Source organism: Microcoleus sp. AT9b-C3, assembly GCF_036705485.1.
In the GTDB taxonomy this organism is placed as follows: domain Bacteria; phylum Cyanobacteriota; class Cyanobacteriia; order Cyanobacteriales; family Microcoleaceae; genus Microcoleus.
The window spans coordinates 194,993-219,870 of the sequence record NZ_JAUBUR010000009.1; the positions used below are offsets into that span (position 1 = coordinate 194,993).

Annotated in this window: 14 protein-coding genes; 6 read left to right on the forward strand and 8 right to left on the reverse strand. The window is 46.6% G+C overall.

Annotated features, from left to right (window positions below; genetic code table 11):
• Positions 1-177: 177 nt before the first annotated feature.
• The 3 genes from QUB77_RS11460 to QUB77_RS11470 all read right to left on the reverse strand — a co-directional run bounded on the left by QUB77_RS11460 (position 178) and on the right by QUB77_RS11470 (position 7,480).
• On the reverse strand, positions 178-2,178 hold the full coding sequence (locus QUB77_RS11460; protein ID WP_333174056.1) for a cation:proton antiporter domain-containing protein: 2,001 nt from the start codon (positions 2,176-2,178) through the stop codon (positions 178-180).
• A 704-nt stretch (positions 2,179-2,882) separates the two neighbouring features.
• Positions 2,883-5,618 carry an NHL repeat-containing protein gene (locus QUB77_RS11465; RefSeq protein WP_333174058.1) on the reverse strand — a complete coding sequence of 912 codons (2,736 nt, stop codon included), beginning with the start codon at positions 5,616-5,618 and terminating at the stop codon, positions 2,883-2,885.
• A 464-nt stretch (positions 5,619-6,082) separates the two neighbouring features.
• Entirely contained in the window at positions 6,083-7,480 is a 1,398-nt protein-coding gene (locus tag QUB77_RS11470; RefSeq protein ID WP_333174061.1) for an amidase, read from the reverse strand.
• Between the two features lie 306 nt (positions 7,481-7,786).
• Here QUB77_RS11470 and QUB77_RS11475 point away from each other — a divergent pair, with 306 nt between their 5' ends.
• A complete protein-coding gene (locus QUB77_RS11475; RefSeq protein WP_333174064.1) occupies positions 7,787-9,049 on the forward strand; it encodes a type IV pilus twitching motility protein PilT in 1,263 nt (420 codons plus the stop codon).
• Between the two features lie 68 nt (positions 9,050-9,117).
• The gene (locus QUB77_RS11480) at positions 9,118-9,918 is read left to right on the forward strand and encodes a circadian clock KaiB family protein (RefSeq protein WP_333174066.1); all 801 of its coding nucleotides are present in this window, start codon (positions 9,118-9,120) and stop codon (positions 9,916-9,918) included.
• A 264-nt stretch (positions 9,919-10,182) separates the two neighbouring features.
• Here the strand turns inward: QUB77_RS11480 and QUB77_RS11485 are convergent, their stop codons facing one another.
• The 5 genes from QUB77_RS11485 to QUB77_RS11505 all read right to left on the reverse strand — a co-directional run bounded on the left by QUB77_RS11485 (position 10,183) and on the right by QUB77_RS11505 (position 17,348).
• Positions 10,183-11,823, reverse strand: a complete 1,641-nt coding sequence (locus QUB77_RS11485) for a thioredoxin-like domain-containing protein (protein WP_333174069.1) — start codon at positions 11,821-11,823, stop codon at positions 10,183-10,185.
• Between the two features lie 180 nt (positions 11,824-12,003).
• Positions 12,004-12,999 carry a type II restriction endonuclease gene (locus tag QUB77_RS11490; protein ID WP_333174071.1) on the reverse strand — a complete coding sequence of 332 codons (996 nt, stop codon included), beginning with the start codon at positions 12,997-12,999 and terminating at the stop codon, positions 12,004-12,006.
• The gene (locus tag QUB77_RS11495) at positions 12,984-14,408 is read right to left on the reverse strand and encodes a site-specific DNA-methyltransferase (RefSeq protein ID WP_333174073.1); all 1,425 of its coding nucleotides are present in this window, start codon (positions 14,406-14,408) and stop codon (positions 12,984-12,986) included. Before QUB77_RS11495 ends, QUB77_RS11490 begins: the two co-directional genes overlap by 16 nt.
• Positions 14,409-14,665: 257 nt before the next feature.
• Positions 14,666-15,634: an arsenosugar biosynthesis arsenite methyltransferase ArsM gene (arsM, locus tag QUB77_RS11500; RefSeq protein ID WP_333174075.1), complete on the reverse strand. Its 969-nt coding sequence runs from the start codon at positions 15,632-15,634 to the stop codon at positions 14,666-14,668.
• Between the two features lie 85 nt (positions 15,635-15,719).
• Positions 15,720-17,348 (reverse strand): hypothetical protein, encoded by a 1,629-nt coding sequence (locus tag QUB77_RS11505; RefSeq protein ID WP_333174078.1) that lies wholly within the window; start codon positions 17,346-17,348, stop codon positions 15,720-15,722.
• Positions 17,349-17,991: 643 nt separating this feature from the next.
• Between QUB77_RS11505 and psaA the strand changes: the two genes are divergently transcribed.
• The 4 genes from psaA to QUB77_RS11525 all read left to right on the forward strand — a co-directional run bounded on the left by psaA (position 17,992) and on the right by QUB77_RS11525 (position 24,818).
• Positions 17,992-20,286: a photosystem I core protein PsaA gene (psaA, locus tag QUB77_RS11510; RefSeq protein WP_333174080.1), complete on the forward strand. Its 2,295-nt coding sequence runs from the start codon at positions 17,992-17,994 to the stop codon at positions 20,284-20,286.
• A 110-nt stretch (positions 20,287-20,396) separates the two neighbouring features.
• Positions 20,397-22,625, forward strand: a complete 2,229-nt coding sequence (psaB, locus tag QUB77_RS11515; RefSeq protein WP_333174083.1) for a photosystem I core protein PsaB — start codon at positions 20,397-20,399, stop codon at positions 22,623-22,625.
• 91 nt (positions 22,626-22,716) lie between these two features.
• A complete protein-coding gene (locus tag QUB77_RS11520; RefSeq protein ID WP_333174086.1) occupies positions 22,717-23,799 on the forward strand; it encodes a DMT family transporter in 1,083 nt (360 codons plus the stop codon).
• Between the two features lie 467 nt (positions 23,800-24,266).
• A complete protein-coding gene (locus tag QUB77_RS11525; RefSeq protein ID WP_333174089.1) occupies positions 24,267-24,818 on the forward strand; it encodes a hypothetical protein in 552 nt (183 codons plus the stop codon).
• Positions 24,819-24,878 lie beyond the last annotated feature (60 nt).

The following is a 24,878-nucleotide window of genomic DNA, read 5'->3' on the forward strand; positions in this document are numbered from 1 at the left end:
TGTCACAAATAGGGGGTAAATTTTAGTATGTAATTGCGCTTGTGCGCTCTTAGCTTAGGAAAGAGCGAGTCGATCGCAACTACATACCTTTGTTTAATTTGCCATTTGGCTTTAGTCCTCAAACATTAACCGCAGATTAATGCAGATTCATAACATCATCTGCGGTTAAAACCTTCCTCAAGATACAGGGAAATAAACCACAAGCATCGAAGTATCTGCGTGAACCCGGGCGATCGCTTCCGGTTCTTTGAGAGTTCCCGGTTTGTCCCACAAATTCTGGTGAGAAATTGTTGTTAAAATCAGCAAATCGTGTTCTAACAAATTCTGCGAAACTAGCTTGATAAAATTTCCCCGCACCACATTTACTGGTATCTCAGACAGAATTTCCACCTCCGCTGCACTTTTCTGGCTTTGTTCCCGTTTTGTCGCCACCAACAACACTTGCAAACTCGCCTTGAGTTCCTCGGCTAAACTCTTAGCAATATCCACGGTTTCCTGAAATCCAAACCGAGTCAACTCGCTGTCAGTTACCGCCAAAATTATTCTGGCTGTATTCTGGAGAGGATCGGGAAATCGAGCAATCAGTACGGGTACGGGCGATCGCCTGATCACAGTGTCAATGATGCTGCCAAAAAAATTGTCGCGCGTCGTGGAAAATCCCTTCCAACCGCAAACTATTAAACTAGCCTCGCGTTCGGTTGCACTCCGAAGGATTCCGCGATCGATCGCATCATCTATTCTTGCGATCGGTTCAACCGCACAAGCCGCAGCATGGGCCACAGTTTCCGCAGCCGTCAAAAGTTGAGTTTGCTGCATTTTATCTGCCGGTGAAATTGCTTCCCCGCGATCGGATAAAATATGCAGTGGCAGCAAAGTTCCCTGAGATGTTTTTGCTAAAATCAAAGCCAAACGCAGCAAATTATCTTCCGTATTCGGATTAGCAACAGGCACTAAAACTCGGTCTCCCCATGAATGCTTTCCCGAAGTTGCAGCCGGTAAACTCGACCCCGGCTGCTGCATTTCTTGACCCCACCGAGATACAATCCAAGGAGAAGCCACACAAGTTACTAAAATCATGGCAATGATGCCGTTCACCGTTACGCGATCGACCAATTTAATCTCAAAAGCAACCGTAATCGCAGCCAAAGTAGAAGCAGCTTGAGCAACAGAAAGACCGAACATTACCATAATGCTGGGAAACTCAAAACGAAATAATTTCCCCGGTAGCCAAGCTGCCAAAAACTTGCTCACCACCTCAGCTAAAATCATCACTGCAGCCACCAACAAAGACTGCGGCTGCTTCACCAAAATTAGCGGGTCAATTAACATCCCCACAGAAATCAGAAAAAACGGCACAAACAGCGTATTGCCAATAAACTCAATCCGATTCATCAGGGGGCTCATTTTGGGAATAATTTGAGTGATGGCAATTCCCGATAAAAATGCACCAATAATTGCCTCAATTTCAATTAGTTCTGCTGCGTAAGAAACTAGAAAGAGGGTGGCCAATACAAATATAAATTCTGCATTTTCGTCATGTCCAAATTTCTTAAAAAACCAGCGACCGATTTTGGGAACTCCCCACAAAGTACCAAAAGTGTAGATAGCAAGAGATGGAATTAGAAACAGCCAAAATTCGAGAGTTAGATTTCCTTTGAAAGCTTTAACAACAATTGCCAGCACCAACAGTCCCAACACATTCGTAATTAAAGTCCCGCCCAAAGTCGTAGTAATAGTCTGAGTTCGCATCAATCCCAATTTTGTGAGAATTGGCAGCGCTAAAAGGGTGTGCGTAGCAAAACAAGAAGCGACTAAAATGGAAGCTAGCCAGCTATATCCCAACAGCAGCATTGCTCCTGTCCCCAATATCATCGGTAGCGAAAAAGTAGCCAGCCCAAATATGACAGCTTTGTCCGCATTGAGTTTGAGGTCGTCTAGGCTAGTTTCCAGTCCCGCTAGGAACATCAAAAACAGCAATCCTACAGTACCTAACAAAACAATAGTAGCATCCCGTTGCAGCAAATTGAGACCGTTGGGCCCGACGATTACGCCAGCAATAATTAAACCGACTATTCCCGGTAGTCGCAAGCGCTCAAATAACAGCGGCGCGAGTAGCATGATTGCTAAAAGAACTAGAAAAACGGGAACGGGAGCGGTAATCGGCCCGGAAGTTAACATAATTTTTTCACCCTACATATTGGCAGCGAACTGCTACCATTTTTAAAAGGAAATAATCAAAATGTCTATCAATCTAAAGAGGTATTATCAATAATCGACAGCGTAATTTTTAATAAGTAAGGCTGGGCGGGAGCAACGGGGTTTATTGGTAAAATATGGGTTTGAGAACTAGAAATCGAGTGCATCACGAACTCCGATAAAAAAACTATCTTTTTCAGTCTGGGAGGCACAAAGGGAGCATCTCATATTTGTAAAAACACTTCTTCTGGCTCCTGACTCTTTCCTTCTTCCTCTTTTCTCCTGGCTCCTGACTCCTGACTCCTAACTCCAATTTTGGGCTTGGCTGCTTTCATTGAGATGCTCTCGGCACAAAAACCCGGTTAAGAGTCAAAATAACAGGTTGTAAGCGATCGACTTTAACGCCGAAACCGGGTTTTTTATCCTATTTTTGTCCACAACTATTTAGGTATCAAATGCAGGGGGACACAGACATATATCCCCAGAGGGAGCGTGGCCAACTCGCTCCTAATTCCGAAAGCCGGTTGCTTTAAAAAAACGGGTTTTTCACCACAACAGACAATTTAAATTGGTTAGTCTTGGAGGCTAAAAAACCTGGTTTCTACGCAACGTACTTAACCTTACCCTTACGGTAGCTAAGTATGTATTTGTTGTCAAGATTTGTCCATCTAATTTTCAATGATAGGCTAAGCGATCGACACAATACTAGCTCGCTCGTAAGGCAATCTGTTAGTCGGCAAAACATCCAGATTAATTTGCAACGAATCCAAAGCCGGATTTTCGGCTAGCAGCGTTTGCGTCAAACTCTTATTAAGAATTTCCCAGAAATCCGTTTCATTGGGATAATTAGTCAAGAAACTGTCGATGCTTTTGTAAATCGGCACAAAGTCGGGATACTCATCCTGCGTAATTCCTGGTTTGTACTGATATTTGACATCAATATTGAGGTTATTCAAACCCTGGTGATCGATCGAGTAATTAGGAATCTTGAAATCCCATGCTTCGCCTAATTTACCATCTTGAGTGCGAGTAACGGTACTGCTGCGCTCGTAAGGCAATCGGTTCGTCGGTAAAACATCCAAATTAACCGTCACCGACGAAAGTGCCGGATTGTCAGCGAGCACTTTTTCGGTCAGATTTTTGTTAACAATTTCCCAAAAATCTGTTTCGTTGGGGTAGTTAACTAAAAGATTGTCAATGCTCTTGTAAATCGGCACAAAATCAGGATACTCATAATTTTGAATCCCGTCTTTGTACTGATAATTTACATCAATATTCAGGTTGTTTAACCCTTGATGATTAATTGGGTAATTTGCCAATGTAAAATTCCATTTTTGGGTCAGTTGAGCATCGGACGGAAAGAAAGCAATTCCTATTGGACGCTGTAGCTTGCTGTCGGGAGGGACAAAAATAGAATTGTTACTCGATACAGGATTTCCCGATATTGGCAGCGGTTCGTCAGTCTTGCCATTATACCGCAAAACAGCGCCAGCACCGTTAGCATTAGCGCGGTTGTCAAAGCCCACTACAAACAAATTGCCGATCGGTGAAAAGGCCAAACTACCTAGATAATTGCTACTGGGCGAAGTATCAGTATAATTGGTAGATAAAACTTTGACCAATTCCCCACTTTTTAAATTGTAACGCCTGATATCGTTAGCAAAATCGCTGACATAAAGGTCGCCGTCAGCGGGCCCGATTGCCATTCCCAAAAGACTTGCAAATCCCTGACTCCGAGGCGAAGGATCGGGCGAAGCAAAGATACTTGACTGCCGGGTTTGCGGGTTGTAACGCAGCACCTGACTGGGGAAACCTGCGCTAAAATCTGGTTGACCGTTGCGAGCAACACTCCCCTGCGTTGTCACGTACAAATTGCCGTCAGGAGCAAACAGTAAACCGTTCGGGCCATTCAATCCTCCCGCTTGCTGATTTCCCGAAGCAAATACATCAATAAACTGTCCTGTTTGGCCGTTATATCGCAGAATTTGGTCGCTCAAAAAACTGCTGACATAAAAATTACCGTCAGGGCCAAAAGCTAAACCGTAAGGGCGAAACAATCCGCCAGTTTCATCGACCGCCGTGTTCGGATTATCGCCGACAAACTTGTCAATAAATGCGCCAGTAATTCCGTCATACCGCAATACCGCAGAGGCTGTCGGTTCTCCCGAATTTCCGGGCTTGTCGCCGCTAGTAACGTAAATGTCCGACTTATCATCGCCATTGCCATCGGGTCCAAAAACGATCGTATCTGGATTGGACAAACCGCCGCTTCCCGGTGGAATAAATTCGCCTAGAAAATTGCCGGTATTGGCGTCAAACCGAAGTACATTATTTCCCCGGCTATTGCCAACTAGGAAAGTTCCTTGAGGATTGGTGGGTTGAGTGCGAGTAACTTTGCTGGTACGGTTGTAGGGCAAGGTTTGGCTTGGCAGAACGTTGAAATCTATCTTAATTGCCGCCAAGGCAGGATTTTCGTTGAGGATATTTTGAGTCAAGTTTTTATTGACAACTTCCCAAAAATCAGTTTCGTTCGGATATGTGGTTAAAAAGTTATCAATGCTCTTGTAAATTGGCACAAAATCGGGATATTCATTGGGAGCGATTTCCGGCTTGTACTGGTAATCTATATCGAGATTGATCTTGTTCAATCCTTGGTGATTGATTGCGTAGTCTTTGACTGAAAAATTCCAATCTTCTGCGATTGTGCCCGATTGACTGCGGAAAACTGTACTGGCGCGATCGTAGGGCAATCTCTCCGTTGGCAAAACTTCCAGTTGAATCGTAACATCTGTCAGTACCGGATTTTCAGTAAGCACCTTTTCCGTCAAATTTTTGTTAACAATTTCCCAAAAATCTGTTTCGTTCGGGTAGTTAACTAGGAAATTATCAATACTTTGGTAAATGGGAACAAAATCTGGATATTCGTTCGGGGTAATTCCCGGTTTTAACCCGTAACCAACTTTAAGGTTGAGGGTGTTTAAACCTTGGTGTTCGATGGTGTAATCTTTAAAATTGAAAGCCCAGTTTTCATCAGGAAATAGGGAAGAAGTTTGGGATAGGGAGAGTTCACCAACAGGTAAAGCCATCCCTGTCAGTTCGTCTATCTCACCTTGAGTGGAGGCAGCGGTCTGGGATTTTAGACTACTATCAAATTTAAGATTGTCGCCTCCTGACGATGGGAGATCGAAGTGGGTTAATTGCTCAAAAAAGCCGATCGCACTACCAGCCGCAGCAGCAGCCAAATCTGATTTTTGAGCCAAATCGTTGCTATCAAATAAACCATTGGTATCGCCGACGGCACTTTGGCCGATCCAATTTAAGCGATCGAACTTACTGCCAAATAAGTCTAGTATTTCCGCTGAAACACCCCCTATATTTCCCAGACTCTGATTTTCTCTAGACAGTCCTGCTGTGTTAAACATAAGCTATTTTTTTAGATACACCCGCCATCGGGAATAATTTTGAAGAGATTATAGCCTTTTTCCCAAAAACGTCAAGTACCTTAAGAATTGTTTTATATTTGTTTACCAAAATTAAACCTAAAATTTGTCCCCTTTCTCCATCCTCTCGTTGGCCGTTGCATCGGTATTGTTCAAATGTCAAACAGTCAATCGATTTTAGATTTTAGATTTTAGATTTTAGATTAAAGAATTGAAGCATTGAGCCCACGGATAAATTCGGGGGTTCCTTTATCCGATACAGGTTTTTTATTTCTGGGTTCTGAGTCTGCTTTCGGAATGAATCCGGGGGCTTGTATCCTGGATGCTTGATTGTCAACAGTCAATAGAAATTTATGCGAAAAACCGGATTTCTAGTTCCCCGCGCACAAGTCCTGATTTGGCATACCCCTAAAAAAGGGAAATGTGATTTTATCCCTTGCTATTGTCTATTTAAAATTTAAAACCGAGAAAGGTTTCGCCGCTTCCATCTGCGCCGCTAAAGCAATTAAAGTTGCTTCCGCCGCCGGCCGCCCGATAATTTGAATTCCCACGGGCAAACCGTTGTCATCTAAAATGGCAGGAAGTGCGATCGCAGGCAAACCGCTAGCATTAAATGGTGGACAAGGAGCAATCCAATTAATAATCCGCTGCAAAGTTTCTTCAAAACTCAAATCCGCCCACTCCCCAACCCGGATTGGGGAGTGCATATAAGTCGGCAAAACTAACACATCAAATTTTTCAAAGAATCCCACAATCCGCCGCGAAATCACCTGCATTTGATTCACCGCCCGCAAATATTCCCCAGCCGAAATAGTTCTTTCTAACAGCCAGCGATTCATCGGTTCCAAAGCAGGGCTTGGAATGCCGCTTGCCGCCGCCCCAGACTGCCAAATTGCGGTAAACGGTTCGATTAAACCCGTAAAATCCGGGCATCCAGGTTCGACATCATGACCCAAATCTGTCAGTAACTTGACGGTTTCGAGTACCGCTTCCTGACAGATAGGCGCAGCCTCGCCCACAGGGGAAATAGTCGTAGAAAACGCAATTCGCAGCTTGCCCTGCTTTTGACGGGAAGCCTCTAGAAACGTCGGATTTGAATCTGGTAGCCAGTACGGATCGCCTGTTGTGTAGCCTGACATCACGTCCAAAAGTGCGGCGGCGTCAGCTACTGTGCGCGCTAGGGGGCCGTTGGCAGAAATGCCGCTGAGGTAATCTCCGACAGGTGCCCAGGAAACTCGCCCCCGCGATGGTTTAATGCCCACTAAACCACAGCAGGAAGCTGGGCCTCGAATCGAACCCCCGCCGTCTGAACCTTGGGCGATCGCGCACAAACCGGCTGCTACAGCCGCCGCTGAACCGCCGCTGGAACCTCCGGGCGTATAGTCTAAATTCCAGGGATTGCGGGCGGGCGGGAAACCTTCGGGTTCGGTGTAAGGTAATGAGCCAATTTGAGAGGTGGCTGTTTTGCCCAGAATGTTAAATCCCGCTGCTTTGATCCGCCATACTACTGACTCGTCGTAGGCAGAGATGTTACCCCGCAAAGCCTGAGTGCCGTAGGTACAGGGAACGCCGGTCACTGGTGTCAAGTCTTTAATGGCGATCGGCACTCCGAAAAAAGGTGGCAATTCCTGTGACTTGTTTAACCCAGCTAGTTTTTCGGTTTGAGATTTAGCTAGGGCGATCGCCCGCTCGGCCGTTACTGTAAAATAACTGCCCAGCTCAGGGTTTAATCGATCGATCCGTTCCAAGTAGAGATTGACAATTTCTAAAGGCGACACTTCCAGGGTGCGGATCGACTCCGCCAACTCCAGAGCTGGAGTAAAAGCCTGATCGACAGAATTCATCGGTTTAAGTCCTTAATAGTTGCATGAAGTATCAATTTATACTGCGTGAGTGCGGAAAACTCTTTGCATTAAAAAATTTATCCAAAAATGTGGAAAATCCATATTTGGTCGTAGAGCGATAGTGAGCGCATCCTCCTATTGGCAGAATAATTCCTTTGTATTGCACCAGTAGAACCTGATCTTGCGATAGACTAAGGAGAACAGTTAAGCTTTTGTGCAAGAGACGCTCTTCGGGCGATCGGCATTGTCCAACTCCCACAAATCCTCTGTTCGAGTCAGCCTTCTCACCAACTTAAGGTAGCGCATATGACACAGCAGCATCCGCCAGCTCCTCGCCCGCCCGTACCCGGAGCTCCCCCACTGCCAGGAATACCTCGCCCTCCAGCTCCAGGGATGCCCCCCAGAGCAGCAGGAATGCCGCCAGCACCGCCGCCAGCACCAGCACCAGCACCAGCACCGCCGCCGCAATCCTTCGCCACACCTAAAGGCCCCAGCTCTAGCAGCGGCGGAGTTCCGACTTTGAAAGAGCTAGTAATCCGAGCCAAAGAAGAAGGAGTATCCGACCTTCACCTCGGAGTAAACGAAGTTCCCCGCTTCCGCACGCGGGGCGAGATTGCCGACATCGGCTATCCACCGACCGATTTAGATACGTTTTTTGGCTGGTTGCGCGAGTGCATGAGCGATGAAGAAATTGAAATTTTCCAAAAAACCTTAGACTTTGACGGCGCTTTCGACTTCGGGTTCGTCCGCATTCGGATCAGTTGCATGGACTCCTTGGCGGGCCCGGCGATGGTGCTGCGGCTAATTCCTGCCAAAATAATGACACTGGAGGAATTGAAACTGCCGGAGGTCTTTAGAAAAATATGCGGCTACCACAAAGGGCTGATTTTGGTGACAGGCCCGACAGGTTCGGGTAAGTCTACCACCTTGGCCGCGATGATCGACTACATCAATAAGAATAAAGCCTACAACATCATCACGATCGAAGACCCGGTAGAATTTGTACACGAAAGCAAAAAATCCTTGATCAAGCACCGGGAAGTCGGCAGGCACACCCTCAAGTTTATGAGCGCTCTCAAAGGCGCTCTGCGACAAGACCCGGATATGCTGCTAGTAGGAGAAATTCGGGACAGAGAGACGGTGGAAATCGCCCTCAAAGCGTCTCAAACCGGTCACTTAGTTGCAGGAACCCTGCACACCAACAGTGCGGTTAAGACCCTGAACCGGATTCTGGATATGTTCGGGGCGGAAGAACAGGATGCCATACGGGTTTCAATTTCCGAATCCCTAGTGGCGATTATTGCTCAATTGCTGTGCAAAACCACAGACGGAAAGCGGGCTGCCTTCCACGACGTTATGATCAATACCGACGTGGTTAAGGAATACATTCTGAAGGGCCAGAATGAGGAAATCAATCAAATCATGATCAAAGATACTTATGAAGGCATGACGACGATGAATAAGTCGCTCTACGGTCTTTATCAAGAAGGTCGGATTACTGAAGAACTGTGTGTAGAGAACTCGCCGTTCCCGAACGAAATGGCTCAGATGCTGCGAGGTCGAGTCTAAAGGTCGAGTGTTAACAGTTAACTGTTAACAGTTAACTGTTAACTGTTAACTGTTATTGGTGTACTGAATTGAAAGTCGATCGCCCAATTTTGCCAGAAATTTTCAAAGGCATTGCGCTGTTTACACCAGGGGGAGACTTAATCTATTGCATAGACCCCCACAAGCAAACTCGCTGGCATTTGCAGTTGTGCGTAGCTCTACAGGAGATCCTCGGTTTGTCGGAACCCCCGCATTTTCTGATACCTTGCTACACGGCAACCGTTGACTCCTGGCTCGATCCAGGCGATCGGCAGGTGCGGGTTGCTGCCGAGGCTTACCCCCCCGTGCTGCGACATCAAACCCTGCTGAACGCGATTTTTGGGACTGGCGACTTAGTGTGGCATCCCCGGAGCGAAGAAATGTGCGAACCGATGGCGATTGCTACTTATCACCAAGAATTCCCCGAACTTTGGGAAAATCACGACTTAGTTGTACAGTATGCCAGCCCCGAAGCTCGATCGGACTGGAGCAGTTCGATCGTAACTTCATTGGGCTTTCCGCCATCGCAGCAGACTCGGCTTCCCAAACCAACAGCACTTACCCCACCGCCACAAACTCAAGGGTACGTTTTGCGTCTGTTTGTTTCCGGCAGCAACCCCAGCACCGAACGCACCCTCGAAACTTTACACCAGTTTTTAGAGCAATGCCTCGATCGTCCCTACACTTTAAAAGTAATTGATGTTTTGAAACATCCAGACCAAGCTGAGGCAGATCAGATTTCAGCAACTCCTACTTTGATTAAAATCTGGCCGAAACCGGTGCGACGAATTGTCGGGGAATTGAACGATGATGAAAAAATAGTGCGGCTGCTGAGCTATTCGGAATTTTAGATTGGGGCGAGGATTTTTGCGATTATTTACTACTGGCGATCGCACACATTGTATCTGTAGGGTGCGCAGTGCGCACCTTACCCCTGCTGAGTTATTCGGAATTTTAGATTTGGGCGAGGATTTTTGCGATTATTTAATACTGGCGATCGCACACATTGTATCTGTAGGGTGCGCAGTGCGCACCTTACCCCTGTTTGGGACGGAGCAGACCATTTTTTGGCCTTATTCCTATCTCCAAAACAGATGCTCCCAAAGTCGATCGGCTTACTGAGGCAAACAAACATCGGGAGGGCACAAATTGGGGAAATCCAAAGTTGTGACTTCCAGCGTATCCAACTCAACTCTCCGAATTACATGATTGTTCGTATCAGCAACAAACAAGTGAGGCCCGATCGCACTCAACCCTGAAGGTTCAAAAAATCGAGCTTTGAGACCTTTAGCATCAACCAAACCTGCTGTACCATCTCCAATCATTGTTCTGCACGTACCGCCCCGGTGGTCGATCCGCTTAATTTTGTGATTGTAAGTATCAGCCACCCAGAGGTAATTTTGAGCGTATTCAACACCCAAACAGTGCTGCAACCTGACCTCATCGCCGCGACCATCTTTATCCCCAAAACCAAACAATTCACCGCTACCGCAAACAGTGCGAACCTTCGGGTCTTCATCTATACCCACAGCACGAATCGAACTAATTTCGCTGTCGGCAACAAACAACTCCGATCGATCCGTAGCCAGGCCGCTGGGCTGAGAAAAAGCAGATTCTGCAAGATTCCCGTCCACACAGGATTCTCGGCCAATACCCGCATAAGTGCCGATCGTGCCAGTGTCTAACTGCATTTCCCAAATTTGGTGCGAACCCGCCATTGCAATAAAAAGTCTATTTCCAACTCTTTCTAAATCCCAAGGCGAATTCAATTGCGTTTCTAAAGCCTTGCCGCTGCGGGGTGAAATTTCGTGACTTTGTTCGCCCGTCCCAGCAACAGTTTCTACCCGTTGAGTCGTAAAATCAATCTTTCTGAGAGCATGATTTTCCGTATCAGCAACATATAGAATTTGGCTTTCTGCATCAAAAGCCATACCTTGAGGTGCAAAAAACTCCGCCTCTTCAAAGTTTCCATCAGTTAAACCGGGTTTGCCGCTACCGATGACGTGCAGCACCTCACCTTCGAGGGTGCTGACAACAATCCTATTGTGTCCTGAATCGGCAATAAATAAGCAAGAACCGACTAAGTTTTGTATGACTGAATTAGCAGGTCCTGGCAATACAGTTTCATCTAAAGATTCATTTTCTTCAGTCATTTCGCCCAAAAGCGCGACCTGTTGGTGAAGATGTTTTGCCTCCGTTGCAGCGATCGCAAATGCCAGCACTTTACCGGGAAAAGCCAGCGGTGTTGATACAGGTTGGCGCTGTTTTTCTAACCTAAAACGGAGTTCTTTAAAGTTGAGCGCATTTTTATCTTTGTATTCAGCAATTAACTTGCCAACTAACTCGTCAAGTGCTTCTCTATTGCCTTCACCGGAAACAAAGCCGACGACATAACTTTCAGGATCGATCACCATTAAAGTCGGCCAAGCGCGAACGGCATAGCTTTGCCAAACTTTCATGCCGCTGTCTACGATTACCGGATGTTCGATATCGTAGCGGAGGATAGCTTGGCGGATGTTTTCTACTTCTTTTTCGTTTTCAAATTTAGCCGAGTGAACGCCGATAACCGTGAGGGAATCTTTATATTTTTGTTCGAGGTATTTTAAGTCGGGCAAGACGTGCAAGCAGTTGATGCAGCAGTACGTCCAGAAGTCGAGGAGGACGACCCGGCCTTTTAGAGATTCAATGGATAAAGGTTTGTCGGTGTTCAGCCAGGGGTAGTTTCCGGGGAATTCTGGTGCTCTGACGCGAGGCATGGATATCTCCTTGGTGGGGGGTGAATATTTTTTTACTTCTTTAATTTAGCGGGAAGTTTGGCAGGATGGGAAGAAAGCGGATTAAACCGGGGCTTTTGGAGACAGCGAAGATGGCTGTGTCACAAGACGGGGGCGAGGGAGGATGGTAAAACAGACACGGAGTCAAAACGGTTTTTGCTTTTATAAATTACATAACCAACGAGAAATAGATGCAACTTGATTCTCCTGATTCAGATTTGCAGCATTAGTAAGAATCCCGTTTTCCAGTTGATCCCAAATTTCACCCGCCATCCTTGTCGCCACCGCTGAACCCACAAAGAAAGTCAGAGGTGAATGTCCAACCCGGAAAAAAGCTTCGCGTATGCGATTTAGTGCCGCTTGTGCCGTTTTCCAATGCTCATCTGCACCTGCAGGATCGATTCCACCTTTAAGTTCACCCAATGCAATAACATAAGGTGCCACGATAGATGGCTCAATTGCGCTGGATTGACTGGCTACCAACTCCGTCGGGGCAAGATTAAATAAACATAAATCCACATTGCTCCTGACTAGCGGAACAGTTAGGTTATAAATCAATGTGCGATTACCCAGCTCGCTCTCCCAACTTATCCCACGTAAAGACAACTCAATTTCTGTGTCATCATTTGTCATGGCTATCCACTTTTTTGTCTTTGAGTGTTGCCAGTAATATCTCTTACCAGCAATGGTGAGAGTCGAGAGGATAGCACGAGTTAGTTTTCTTTGTGCTAATGCTCCGCCAACATTACGCATTGAGCCACCAAGCGTGTCACCACGAGTCAGTAGAAATCTAAAGACCAATTCCTCCACAAAACTTGTGCCTGCTGGCTCAAGAAAATTCCTGATTAGACCATTTATAGCTTCAATTTTATCATTTGGCATCAAATGAGCAAGAGACTTGTCAGATAATCCTGCTGCAGTCAACAATCCCATTTCAATGCCCTTAACATTTAACAAATCAGTAGGACTCTCAGCTTGACCCGCAGCTTCTTGAAGTGCTCTTGCTTGGGCAACGTAAGGTGTAGCGCGTCGATTTTTTTCTAGGGCCAGTGCAACAAAACCCGCACGAGTGTCTTCATAGGTTGTGACAAGATTGTCACAACCTATGAAGATGGTTACGATAAACACACATAGGCTTCGAGTTATTGTTTTTTCCATACATAAACGCACTTCCTCAAAGGAGCGCGTCCATAATTTCCCATCTGTTGACTACTATTCCCCTTATCACCCGGTAAGACTAGAATATTTTCAGTAATAAAGCCGAGTTTTTCAGCAAAATCAGAAAGAATCATGTCCACTGAAATGCTTATACCTGCGTAGCGCACATTGTCATTAACCATAAACAAAAATGCCCCAGGTTTAAGGATACGAAAGCTTTCTTGTATTACGCAAGCCATTTCATAGAAATATCCTCTTACCATTCTTGGTATACCATTGTTGTTCAATATACCCTGTGACTTTTGGCTGTCTAAGTATCTTAATATAGCTTGCAAGAGAGTTTGCGAATTAGCAATACTTAAAGCTACTTCCCAAGCCTGATTGATAGCCAATAAATCTTTGGGGTGATTCTCAACCGTACAACTTAGCATTTCCTGACGCAGATTAATTAATTCCTTTTCAGAAATTCCTAGTAAAGCTAGCTCTAGTGCATAGGTGCGAGTATAGTCATATCGATTGCAGTAGGGTGGAGATGTGATGATAGCATCGTATGTAGAGTCCGGCAAATCGGGCATTATCTTCAGACAAGAACCTTGATGCAAATTAATTTTGCCTTGATTATTCTGAGTTTGAAAAAGCTCAAGTTGTTGTGTAGGAGGTTCTAAGTCGTTAACAAGTTCATTAATTTTTTGGGTAATAGCTTTACTGAACTCAAGAACCTCACCTTTATTGAAGGACTTCTTTGACTGCCCATGACCCGAACGGTAATCCCAACGAAGATATTGTCCATCTTTGCGTGTATAGCTTACGGATTCTAAAACACACAGTAAAGTCAAGACTAAAACTGATTGAACATTAATATTTTCTTGATAACAAGCTCCAAGATATTGCTCAATTTCTCTTTGAGTTTCTTCGGAGTAAGCCCCTTTAGTGATTCTCAATTCTGGCAGAGGGACTGGGTTTTCAAATTGTTTCCATATTTGCAAATTAAACCATGTCTTTAGCCGCTGAAAATCATCAAGAGTGAAGGCAGTGTCTAAAAGGATTTTGGTATTAATTATATGTTGACCAATAGGTAATAATTCAATCCCCTCACCATCTATTCCCAAGTCGCTAGCAGCAAATAAAGCAGTTCCACTACCTGTAAAAGGATCTAAAATCTTGCCTTGAATGACTTGGTATTTTTGGAATAAAAACTCTACCAGAGAAGCGGAGAAAGCTTCCTTATACTTGTACCACCTATAAATGGGTCTAGTTTTGTTAGCCTGAAAACTAACCAAAAGTCGCGTAAGCGAGGGCTGGACTACAAACTTGTCTTGAAACCGATCGTTTAATTGCCTGTCAAGGTTATCAATCTCTCCCAGAAAGTCACTTTCCACTTCAGAGGCGATGTTGGAGATTATTGACATATTTACCATGAATACAAAATATTAAATAACTAACTGGTGATCATAGTATACCAGTATCTAGAATCCAAAAATGGCCTGATGTCGCCACCCTTGTAAATTTTATTTGATGAACCAGAGAAATAACAGCTTCAGTCATTGGTTCCTCTTGCTTATCCCAAATTTTATCGTTGCTTTTCCCTGCAATTATTTTCCCAAATAACCAAGACACCTTTAATTTTATTCTGGTCGATCGCAATTGCGATCGACCAGAATAAAATCTAACAGCAACCGCCGCCGTTATAATGCCAAGTCGAATCCGTAATTAACACCTTATCTGGCATTAATCCGCCCAACTTCCCAGCAGTTTTATCGCACACCGCCGCCGGAACTCCCCGCTGCAAAACGTGACCAGCCCCGTCATCAAACAGCTCTTCAGACCCCGTATAAATCGCCGTCTTGCCCGTGAAAATGCAAGCTCCGTCATCAGGTACATCCACTTTGAAAGACACCGAATCCAGGCTTTCTAACAGCAAATCCGCCTCTAACTGATAATTGTGTTTGTCCAGCAATCGGTAAGGCCTTCTCGCCCGCACTTCTACTTGCCCAAAACCAACGTCTACAAGGTGTTGAACGTATTCTGCGTATGTCAAAGCGCCGGACAAACACAAGGCCCGCAAGCGTTGGTCTTCTTTCAAATGCTGCGGAATGGGGCGAGTTGCTATCGGATCGCTCATCAACAACCTGCCACCGGGTTTTAATACCCGATAAGTCTCTTTTAATGCTTTAGCTAAATCCGCAGGTTCAAATATATTAAACAAGCAGTTTTGGGCGACAACATCTACAGAAGCATCCGGGACTGGCAACGCAAAAGCATCGCCTTCTATAATTTCTACAAAACTCGGATCAAACCAATCATTTTCGTGGGCGGCTATTTGCAAGTTTCTTGCAGCCGCATCTCGCATTGCTGGAACCGGATCGACGGCAATAACCGCTCCTTTGTGTCTAGAAAAATATGCAAATTGTAGTGCTTCTAGGCCGCCGCCGACGCCTACATAAAGCACGAATGGATTGCCGACAAGTTCGGCGGCGTGAACGGTTGTGCCGCAGCCATAATTCATTTCTTGCATTTGTTCGGGAATTTTTAATCCTGGCAATTGCAAGGGACTGCTTTGGACGCAGCAAAGTCCGATTTGGGGTGTTTCGGCAACATCGCTGTAGAATTTGGCTGCTGTTTCGAGGTAGGTCATTTTTTGGTGTCCTAATTTTTGATTTTTGACCGCCGATGTAGGCAGATTTACGCGGATGAACGCAGATGAATGCAGAAAGTTTTTTTTAGGTGGCAAATTCAACTTTTTGTTCGGATTTGGGCGGATTTTCGGGTTCGGAAACAGTTGTTTTGGGATCTGCTAATTCGGTGGTTGGCTGGCTAGGAGTTTCAGCGGCAACTGGTGGCGTTGGCGGAACAAGATTGGGAGACTCTTCTGGTATCGCGGGAGCGACTACTTTTGGTACTGGAGCTTTTTCTGTGATTTCTGGCAGGGTTGGCGGATATGAAGGATTAGCAGGTTGCGGTTCTTCACGCAAGAAGTTGCGGAACCGATTGTAGTATCCTTTATATTCCTGTTTTTTTGTTTGGGGAGATGGTGTTGCGGTCGGTTCTATTACTTGAATTGGTGCAACAACTTTCGGGGTTTCTAACGGTGGAGTTGCTGTCGGTGTCGGTTCTATTACTTGAACTGGTTGTACAATTTTCGGCGCTTCGAGTTGGGGGGTTGCTGTCGGTGTCGGTTCTATTACTTGAATTGGTTCTACAATTTTTGGCGCTTCAAGTTGGGGGGTTGCTGTGGGTGTTGGTTCTATTATTTTAACGGGCTCAACTGCCGGAGCGATTGTTGGCTCTAAGCTCGGTTGAGTAACAGGGGTTTCTGGAACCGCTGGTGAGGGTGGGACAACTGGTGTTTTTTCTAATGCAGGTGTCGGTGTCGCTTCGGGGGTTGGGGTTGGTGGCGGTTCGGGGGCTTGGTAGCTACGATCGACTATACCGCGAGTTTCTGCAGCTGTTAGTTCGCCCCGCACTAATTTTGAAAGAGGATCTTGACCGAGGGGTTGGTAATTTATCAGTCTGGCTGTATTATTAAAGGCGTTTTTGACAATTTTTCCTCTTTCGTCAATTAATTCTAGCTGTACCCAGTTTTTCCCTGGTTTGAATCCTTTAAGATATATAGGTTGCCACTGGTCGATCGCAAAGCTTTGGCCGTTCACTGTGGCTCGAATTTTCCAATCGAGTATTTCATCTTGGGGATTTTCTTGCGCCACTTCGTGCGGGGGGGCATTTGTCAAGTAAAAGTCCAGCAGAATGGGTTCTGCCCCGTAGCTGCCTTGGGGGCTGTTGTACGTTAATAGGGGCAATGTTCGATCGGGATTATTGTCGTCTGTTTTGGTAAAAACGTGAAAGGTGGTTTGAGCAGCGGCACCTTCGTTTTTAAAGCTTTCTTCCCAAGGGCGAGCGGCGAACACCTGCAGGGTATGGGTTCCGGGTTCTAAGTCGGACAGCGTTAAAGGTTGGTTGATGTCGTAAACTGCTGCATAAGGTTGGTTGTCTAATAAAACTTGCAGATGGGGGCCCAAACCCAAGTTTGCATCTTTGAAAATGGGCAAGTCCTTCACTTGGAACTGAACAGACACATTTATATCCTGAAGCACTTCGTCAGGTTTTAGATTCAAAATACTAATTTGAGGCTGGTAGATTTCTAGAGCCTGACGCAGTTGTTGAATGGCTTCTGGCGGAGAAACCTCTGAAATTCTGTTTACTGGGGCGGTAGCTGAGCCGCTCTTGTTCCCAGATTTGGGCAATTCGGGATGGCCCGCGCCACAACTTGCTAAACCCAAAATTAATACTGCTACTGCGAACAATGCCAGCAGCCTGCCCGCAACCGTTCTGTGCCAATTGATCCCAATCACGCAACCATACTCCTAGAAGCCTTCTCATAGGGAACTATAGCCCAAAAATGAATTTAGTATAGGGGAATTGCAGCTCATGAATTCCAAAGGCTCCTAGGAGGCAGGATTGAGGCAGCAGCGGGCAACCCATCCTCTCCGACTCTTAATTCCCGCAGCCTTTTTCCCAAACATATATCTACAAATGAGTATTCCTAAATTACTTTATCTTTGAGTTTTGTAAAGTTAATGGCAGTACCCCTTGACTTTTTCGAGGGACTGTGGGATTTAAAGGCGTTATTACATCAAGAATTGAGCCTTTTTTAAGTATTGTTAACAAGCGATTAATACTCCTCTAGCAAGCTTATAATTCATAAAACTCCCTCAAAAGGAGCAGCCGTATCAAGTCTGAATCAAAGACGAGATCGGCGGCTCATCTGGAGAGAAGAGTTGGCAGTACCCAGTCACATTGTTAGCGACACTGGGAAACTGGCTTCTTCACAGAAGCAAAATGCTTGGGGAGACGATGCACCTGCGTCTAACTCTGCAAAGAGTAAAGTGTAGTGCAGTGTCGGCTTTTTCGAGAATCCCCCGCCTCATAAAGCGCGGGGAGTGTCCGGTACAGTATTCAGTTCTCGTTCCTTGTCTTACCGAGAGGAGAGTCTTCATGACCATTAGTCCTCCAGAGCGAGAGGTAAAAGCTAGGGTAGTAGTCGATAAGAATCCGGTTCCAACTTCTTTCGAGAAGTGGTCAAAACCCGGCCATTTTGATCGCACTCTAGCTAAGGGGCCAAAAACCACCACTTGGATTTGGAACCTCCACGCTAACGCTCACGACTTTGACAGTCATACAAGTGACTTAGAAGACGTTTCGCGCAAAATCTTTAGCGCTCACTTCGGCCACTTGGCAGTAATCTTCGTGTGGATCAGTGGCGCATATTTCCACGGCGCTAAATTTTCCAATTACGAAGCTTGGCTGACAAATCCTACAGCCATCAAGCCCAGCGCTCAAGTGGTCTGGCCGATTTTTGGTCAAGAAATTTTAAATGCAGATGTAGGCGGCGGCTTTCACGGAATTCAGATCACCTCTGGTCTATTCCAGTGGTGGCGCGCCAACGGCATCACTAACTCATACCAGCTATATTGCACTGCGATCGGCGCCCTGGTAATGGCAGCTCTGATGCTATTTGCCGGTTGGTTCCACTATCACGTCCGCGCTCCGAAACTGGAATGGTTCCAGAACGTGGAATCGATGATGAACCACCACTTGGCTGTGTTGTTGGGCTGCGGCTGCTTGGGCTACGCGGGACAGCAAATTCACGTGTCGCTGCCGATCAACGCTTGCATGGACGCGATCGATGCAGGTTCACCGCTGACAGTCGGCGGCAAGCTGATCAAAACAGTTGCCGACATCCCCCTGCCGCACGAGTGGATTTTGACACCGGGCTTGATGGCTGACATCTACCCGAGTTTCGCTAAAGGTTTAACCCCCTTCTTCACCCTCAACTGGGGCGCATACACAGACTTCCTGACCTTCAAAGGCGGTCTGAACCCCACCACAGGCGGTTTGTGGCTGACTGATACAACACACCACCACTTAGCTTTGGCAGTGCTGTTCATCGTCGCTGGTCATATGTACCGGACGAACTGGGGCATCGGCCACAGCATGAAAGAAATCCTAGAGAACCACAAAGGTCCCTTCACTGGTGAAGGTCACAAAGGTCTCTACGAAATCCTGACTAATTCTTGGCACGCGCAACTCTCGATTAACTTGGCACTGATGGGCTCTCTGAGCATCATCGTCGCCCACCACATGTACGCGATGCCTCCCTACCCCTACATCGCGACGGACTACCCGACTCAGTTGTCCATCTTCACCCACCACATGTGGATTGGCGGATTCCTGATTGTTGGAGCAGCCGCTCACGGGGCAATCTTCATGGTTCGGGACTACGAACCGAGCGGCAACGTCAATAACCTGCTCGATCGCGTGATCCGTCATAGAGATGCGATCATTTCCCACCTGAACTGGGTTTGTATATTCTTGGGCTTCCACAGCTTCGGTTTGTACGTTCACAACGACACGATGCGGGCTTTCGGTCGTCCTCAAGATTTGTTCTCGGATACCGGGATTCAGTTGCGTCCGATATTTGCCCAGTGGGTGCAAAACATCCACGCGTTGGCTCCGGGCACAACAGCGCCTAATGCTACGGAAATCGTCAGCCACGCTTTTGGCGGCGGTGCAGTAGTAGTCGCCGGCAAAGTAGCGATGATGCCGATCGAGTTGGGTACGGCGGATTTCATGATCCACCACATCCACGCTTTCACCATTCACGTTACAGTCCTGATTCTTTTGAAAGGCGTGTTGTTTGCACGCAGTTCTCGCTTGGTTCCTGACAAAGGCAACTTGGGCTTCCGGTTCCCTTGCGACGGCCCCGGCCGTGGCGGCACCTGCCAAGTTTCTGGTTGGGATCACGTGTTCCTAGGCTTGTTCTGGATGTACAACTGCATCTCGATCGTGATTTTCCACTTTAGCTGGAAAATGCAGTCGGACGTGTGGGGAACAGTATCGCCAGACGGCACAATTTCTCACATTACCGGTGGCAACTTCGCACAAAGTGCGATCACGATTAACGGCTGGCTGCGGGACTTCCTTTGGGCGCAAGCTTCTCAGGTAATTCAGTCCTACGGTTCGGCACTGTCGGCCTACGGTTTGATGTTCCTAGCTGGACACTTCGTCTTCGCCTTCAGCTTGATGTTCCTGTTCAGCGGCCGTGGCTACTGGCAAGAACTGATTGAGTCGATTGTTTGGGCTCACAACAAGCTCAAGGTAGCTCCGTCGATTCAGCCTCGTGCTCTGAGCATTATTCAGGGTCGGGCTGTGGGTGTAGCTCACTACCTCCTAGGAGGAATTGTCACTACGTGGGCATTTTTCCTAGCGCGAATCATTTCGGTAGGGTAAACTACCCCTAGGTTTTGGATTCTCGATTTGGGAGGAATCTCAAATCGAGAATCCAAACTCCGAACCGAATCCCTTCAATTTTGTTCAGGATTCAGGATTAATCAAGGCTTATGGCAACGAAATTTCCAAAATTTAGCCAAGACCTTGCCCAAGACCCGACCACACGGCGGATCTGGTACGGGATTGCCACAGCACACGACTTTGAAAGCCACGATGGCATGACCGAAGAAAATCTTTACCAAAAGATTTTTGCTTCTCACTTCGGCCACCTAGCAATCATTTTCTTGTGGACTTCGGGCAGCCTGTTCCACGTAGCATGGCAAGGTAACTTTGAACAGTGGATTAAAGACCCCCTAAACGTCCGCCCGATCGCTCACGCGATTTGGGACCCGCAATTCGGCGCTCCTGCTGTAGAAGCTTTCACTCAAGGGGGCGCTTCTAACCCGGTGGATATCTCTTACTCTGGTGTCTACCATTGGTGGTTCACCCAAGGGATTCGGACAAACGCCGACCTGTATCAAGGAGCTATCTTCTTGCTACTACTGGCGGCTGTCTTCCTGTTCGCAGGTTGGTTGCACCTCCAGCCCAAGTACCGCCCCAGCTTGTCTTGGTTCAAAAATGCTGAATCTCGCCTCAACCACCACTTGGCTGGTTTGTTCGGTGTCAGCTCTTTGGCTTGGACTGGTCACATGGTTCACGTTGCTATCCCCGAATCTCGCGGACAGCACGTAGGTTGGGACAACTTCTTGTCTACCCCGCCTCACCCGGCCGGTTTGGCTCCGTTCTTCACTGGTAACTGGGGCGTATACGCCGAGAATCCAGATGCAGCGAACCATGTCTTTGGTACTTCCGAAGGCGCTGGAACCGCAATTCTGACTTTCTTGGGTGGCTTCCACCCTCAAACAGAATCCCTGTGGCTGACAGACATCGCTCACCACCACTTGGCGATCGCAGTTCTGTTTATCGTTGCCGGTCATATGTACCGGACTAACTTCGGTATCGGTCACAGCATCAAAGAGATGTTGGATTCTAAGGCTGGTTTGGTCGGCGGCAAGAGTGAAGGGCAGTTCAACTTGCCTCACCAAGGCTTGTATGAAACCTACAACAACTCGCTGCACTTCCAACTGGCATTTCACCTCGCTGCTTTGGGCGTAATTACCTCCCTGGTAGCACAGCATATGTACGCGATGCCTCCCTACGCTTTTATAGGTAAGGACTTCACGACTCAGGCTGCGCTTTACACCCACCACCAGTACATTGCTGGATTCATCATGGTCGGCGCTTTCGCCCACGGAGCTATCTTCTTGGTGCGGGACTACGATCCTGAAGCAAACAAAGGCAACGTCCTCGATCGCGTGTTGCAGCACAAAGAAGCGATTATCTCTCACTTGAGCTGGGTGTCGCTGTTCTTGGGCTTCCACACTCTCGGCTTGTACGTTCACAATGACGTTGTAGTCGCTTTCGGAACTCCTGAAAAGCAAATCTTGATTGAACCAGTGTTCGCACAGTTCATCCAAGCTGCTCACGGAAAAGCTCTCTACGGCATGGACGTGCTGTTGTCTAACCCTGACAGCATTGCTTCTACCGCTTGGCCCAACTACGGCAACGTATGGCTCCCAGGCTGGTTGGACGGGATCAACAGCGGTACTAATTCTCTGTTCTTGGCGATCGGACCTGGCGATTTCTTGGTTCACCACGCGATCGCACTAGGCTTGCACACCACCACCTTGATCTTGGTCAAGGGCGCTCTGGATGCACGCGGTTCTAAGCTGATGCCGGACAAAAAAGACTTCGGTTATGCTTTCCCTTGCGACGGCCCCGGCCGTGGCGGTACTTGCGACATCTCTGCTTGGGACGCGATGTACCTGTCTGTATTCTGGATGTTGAACACCCTAGCTTGGGTAACGTTCTACTGGCACTGGAAGCACCTGGGCATCTGGCAAGGTAACGTGGCTCAGTTCAATGAGTCTTCTACCTACCTGATGGGCTGGTTCCGCGATTACCTCTGGCTGTACTCTTCTCAGTTGATCAACGGTTACAACCCGTATGGTACTAACAACTTGTCAGTCTGGGCTTGGATGTTCTTATTCGGACACCTCGTTTGGGCAACTGGTTTCATGTTCCTGATCTCTTGGAGAGGTTACTGGCAAGAGTTGATCGAGACTTTGGTTTGGGCTCACGAGCGCACTCCTTTGGCTAACTTGGTTCGCTGGAAAGACAAGCCTGTTGCTTTGTCCATCGTCCAAGGTCGTTTGGTTGGCTTAGTTCACTTTACTGTGGGCAACGTCCTCACTTACGCGGCCTTTGTAATTGCCTCGACAGCCGGGAAATTCGGGTAACTCTGAACTCTGGTTTTGTAGGTAATTAAATCAAATCCCCCGCCTTCTGGCGGGGGATTTTTTTGTATATTTCTGTAAGGAATTACCGCAGATGAAACAGTGGTATAAAGAAGAGAACGCATCATATATTCATGTTCCTATTATCGTGTCTCAATTATTCAACCGCATCCCTGGACGAACCTATTTATTACTAGCAATCCTCATTTTTGCTGCCTCTAACTCTGTCATTCGCAAACTGACCGATTTAGGAGTCCAGAATACGATCAACGGCAGAAACTTGATTTCACTTTGTAATGTTTTATTTGTAGGGAATCTCTGCGCGTTAGCAGTTTTATTCGTGGTTTATCGCCAGCAATGTACGGTGCAAACTTTCCGATCGATTCCCTGTAAAACATGGTGGGGGTTGATCGGAATTTCTTTGCTATCAGGGGCATTGGCTCCAGCCTTAACTTTTATGGCGTTGGATTTAACCGCTGTCAATAATGTGGTACTGATTGGACGCATCGAGCCGCCTCTGATTTTAGCGCTGTCTATTCTAATTTTGGGCGATCGCGTCAATCTTTGGGTGATTGCGGGGGCGATCGTTTCGTTTGTGGGTGTTGCACTGACGATTGTATTGCAAGCACCGACCGCTGATATGATGGACATGGGCGGATTGACGATCGGCAAAGGCGAATTCATGGCAGCATCCGGGGCGATCGCCTTAGCCATTTCGACGATTATTAGTAAAGTCACGCTCAAACAAATTCCGTTAGGATTGTTCTCTATTATCAGAACAGCACTGGGAACAGTTGTTTTCTTTATTGTCGTTTTAATCTTATATACTCCCACCCACTTTATCGATGTTTTTGCGCCCTTCCTCTGGCAGTGGATGCTCGTCTATGGTGCGATTATTGTTGTTGGCGGACAACTGTGCTGGTTTACGGGACTAAAAACGACGGGCGCTGCAGATGTATCCCTCGCCAGTTCGTTTAGTCCGATCGCGGGGATTTTAGCCGCCTATTTGATTTTATCTGAAACGCCAACAACAGCTCAATACATCGGCGGCAGCATCATTTTAATCGGGATCGTTCTCAATCAAATTGGCGTTTTTCGCCAAAGCCAATCCGCGCCTCAACCTCCTGTAAGTCCGGCAAAAGAGATGGATATGGAAGTGGGATTCAAAGGGCTTTAATGGTTAATACCTAGCCTTTGTTAAGGGGCGATCGAGTCAATCGATTTTAGATTTTAGATTTTAGATTTTAGATTGACCCCACGGATAAATGCTCTTTCTTGAGGATTTTAGATTTTAGACTTTGGATGGATTCCACGGATAAATCCGGGGGCTTGTACCATCAAGAAATTCTTGGTCAAAACTTAAAAGGGATTGGAACATACTACAGATTCTTAGTTACAATAAGTAACCCTAGAAGCTGATACTCGCAACAGTCCGATTAATGTTCTTCGGCGGGAGAATGCGAAGCGGTTGGCTGAGTCTGTCAAGCAGAAATAAAAGTGCGATCGATCAGTCCTAAAAACCTTCAGGCCAAAGCTTTTCGCGGTAATTTGCACCTACAGAAAAATTTATAGTGCGAGCGGGGTAAAATTAGTAGTTAGGTTCCCAAGTTTCGGGGATAAGTGGTTTATCGAGAGGACTGGGTTGTGAATACAATTATTGACACACAAGTGCTTTCATATCGTTTCAAGGAGATTGAGAACGATGTCCACGACGGAAGCCGAGCTATTTCATCAATTACAGCTAATGAATTTTTACTGGCTCAGCCCAGAGACTCAAAGCAACCTGACTACTACATTCTTCATCCAGCTAGATACTCGGTACTAAATTCAGAAGAGCGTGATTTTGGTATTCCCGAGCATTTTGGAAATTTTAAATGGGCCAAGGGAGGTGCTTGTCGGACAGACCAAGTAATTATCGACTTTGGCAGTCAGTTCTCTGCATATCGTGAGTTTGGAAACGAAGCAATTGCTGAGGTTATTAACAAAAAAAACTATGGCGTATATGAACTCAGTGTTTCTCATTTATCTAAACAAAAGCAGAAGTACCTCAAAAAACGGTTGAAATACATTTTGGATAATAATTATCGTTGTTACTCTCTAACTAGACCGACAATAGAAAATGGATTGACTCTGTTTTCAGAGTTTGCTGCTAAACATAACTGCAAAAGCAATATTCGTAATACCAATTTAATATGAAGCTGCATAGAATAGGGCTTCAAGAATAAACTTGTAAGATGACAACGAACTAATTTGGTC

Excerpts from the sequence above, each read along its gene's own strand:
- QUB77_RS11460 (WP_333174056.1), bottom strand. The coding sequence starts at position 2,178 with ATGTTAACTTCCGGGCCGATTACCGCTCCCGTTCCCGTTTTTCTAGTT.
- QUB77_RS11465 (WP_333174058.1), bottom strand. The coding sequence starts at position 5,618 with ATGTTTAACACAGCAGGACTGTCTAGAGAAAATCAGAGTCTGGGAAAT.
- QUB77_RS11470 (WP_333174061.1), bottom strand. The coding sequence starts at position 7,480 with ATGAATTCTGTCGATCAGGCTTTTACTCCAGCTCTGGAGTTGGCGGAG.
- QUB77_RS11475 (WP_333174064.1), top strand. The coding sequence starts at position 7,787 with ATGACACAGCAGCATCCGCCAGCTCCTCGCCCGCCCGTACCCGGAGCT.
- QUB77_RS11485 (WP_333174069.1), bottom strand. The coding sequence starts at position 11,823 with ATGCCTCGCGTCAGAGCACCAGAATTCCCCGGAAACTACCCCTGGCTG.
- QUB77_RS11490 (WP_333174071.1), bottom strand. The coding sequence starts at position 12,999 with ATGGAAAAAACAATAACTCGAAGCCTATGTGTGTTTATCGTAACCATC.
- QUB77_RS11495 (WP_333174073.1), bottom strand. The coding sequence starts at position 14,408 with ATGTCAATAATCTCCAACATCGCCTCTGAAGTGGAAAGTGACTTTCTG.
- arsM (WP_333174075.1), bottom strand. The coding sequence starts at position 15,634 with ATGACCTACCTCGAAACAGCAGCCAAATTCTACAGCGATGTTGCCGAA.
- psaA (WP_333174080.1), top strand. The coding sequence starts at position 17,992 with ATGACCATTAGTCCTCCAGAGCGAGAGGTAAAAGCTAGGGTAGTAGTC.
- psaB (WP_333174083.1), top strand. The coding sequence starts at position 20,397 with ATGGCAACGAAATTTCCAAAATTTAGCCAAGACCTTGCCCAAGACCCG.
- QUB77_RS11520 (WP_333174086.1), top strand. The coding sequence starts at position 22,717 with ATGAAACAGTGGTATAAAGAAGAGAACGCATCATATATTCATGTTCCT.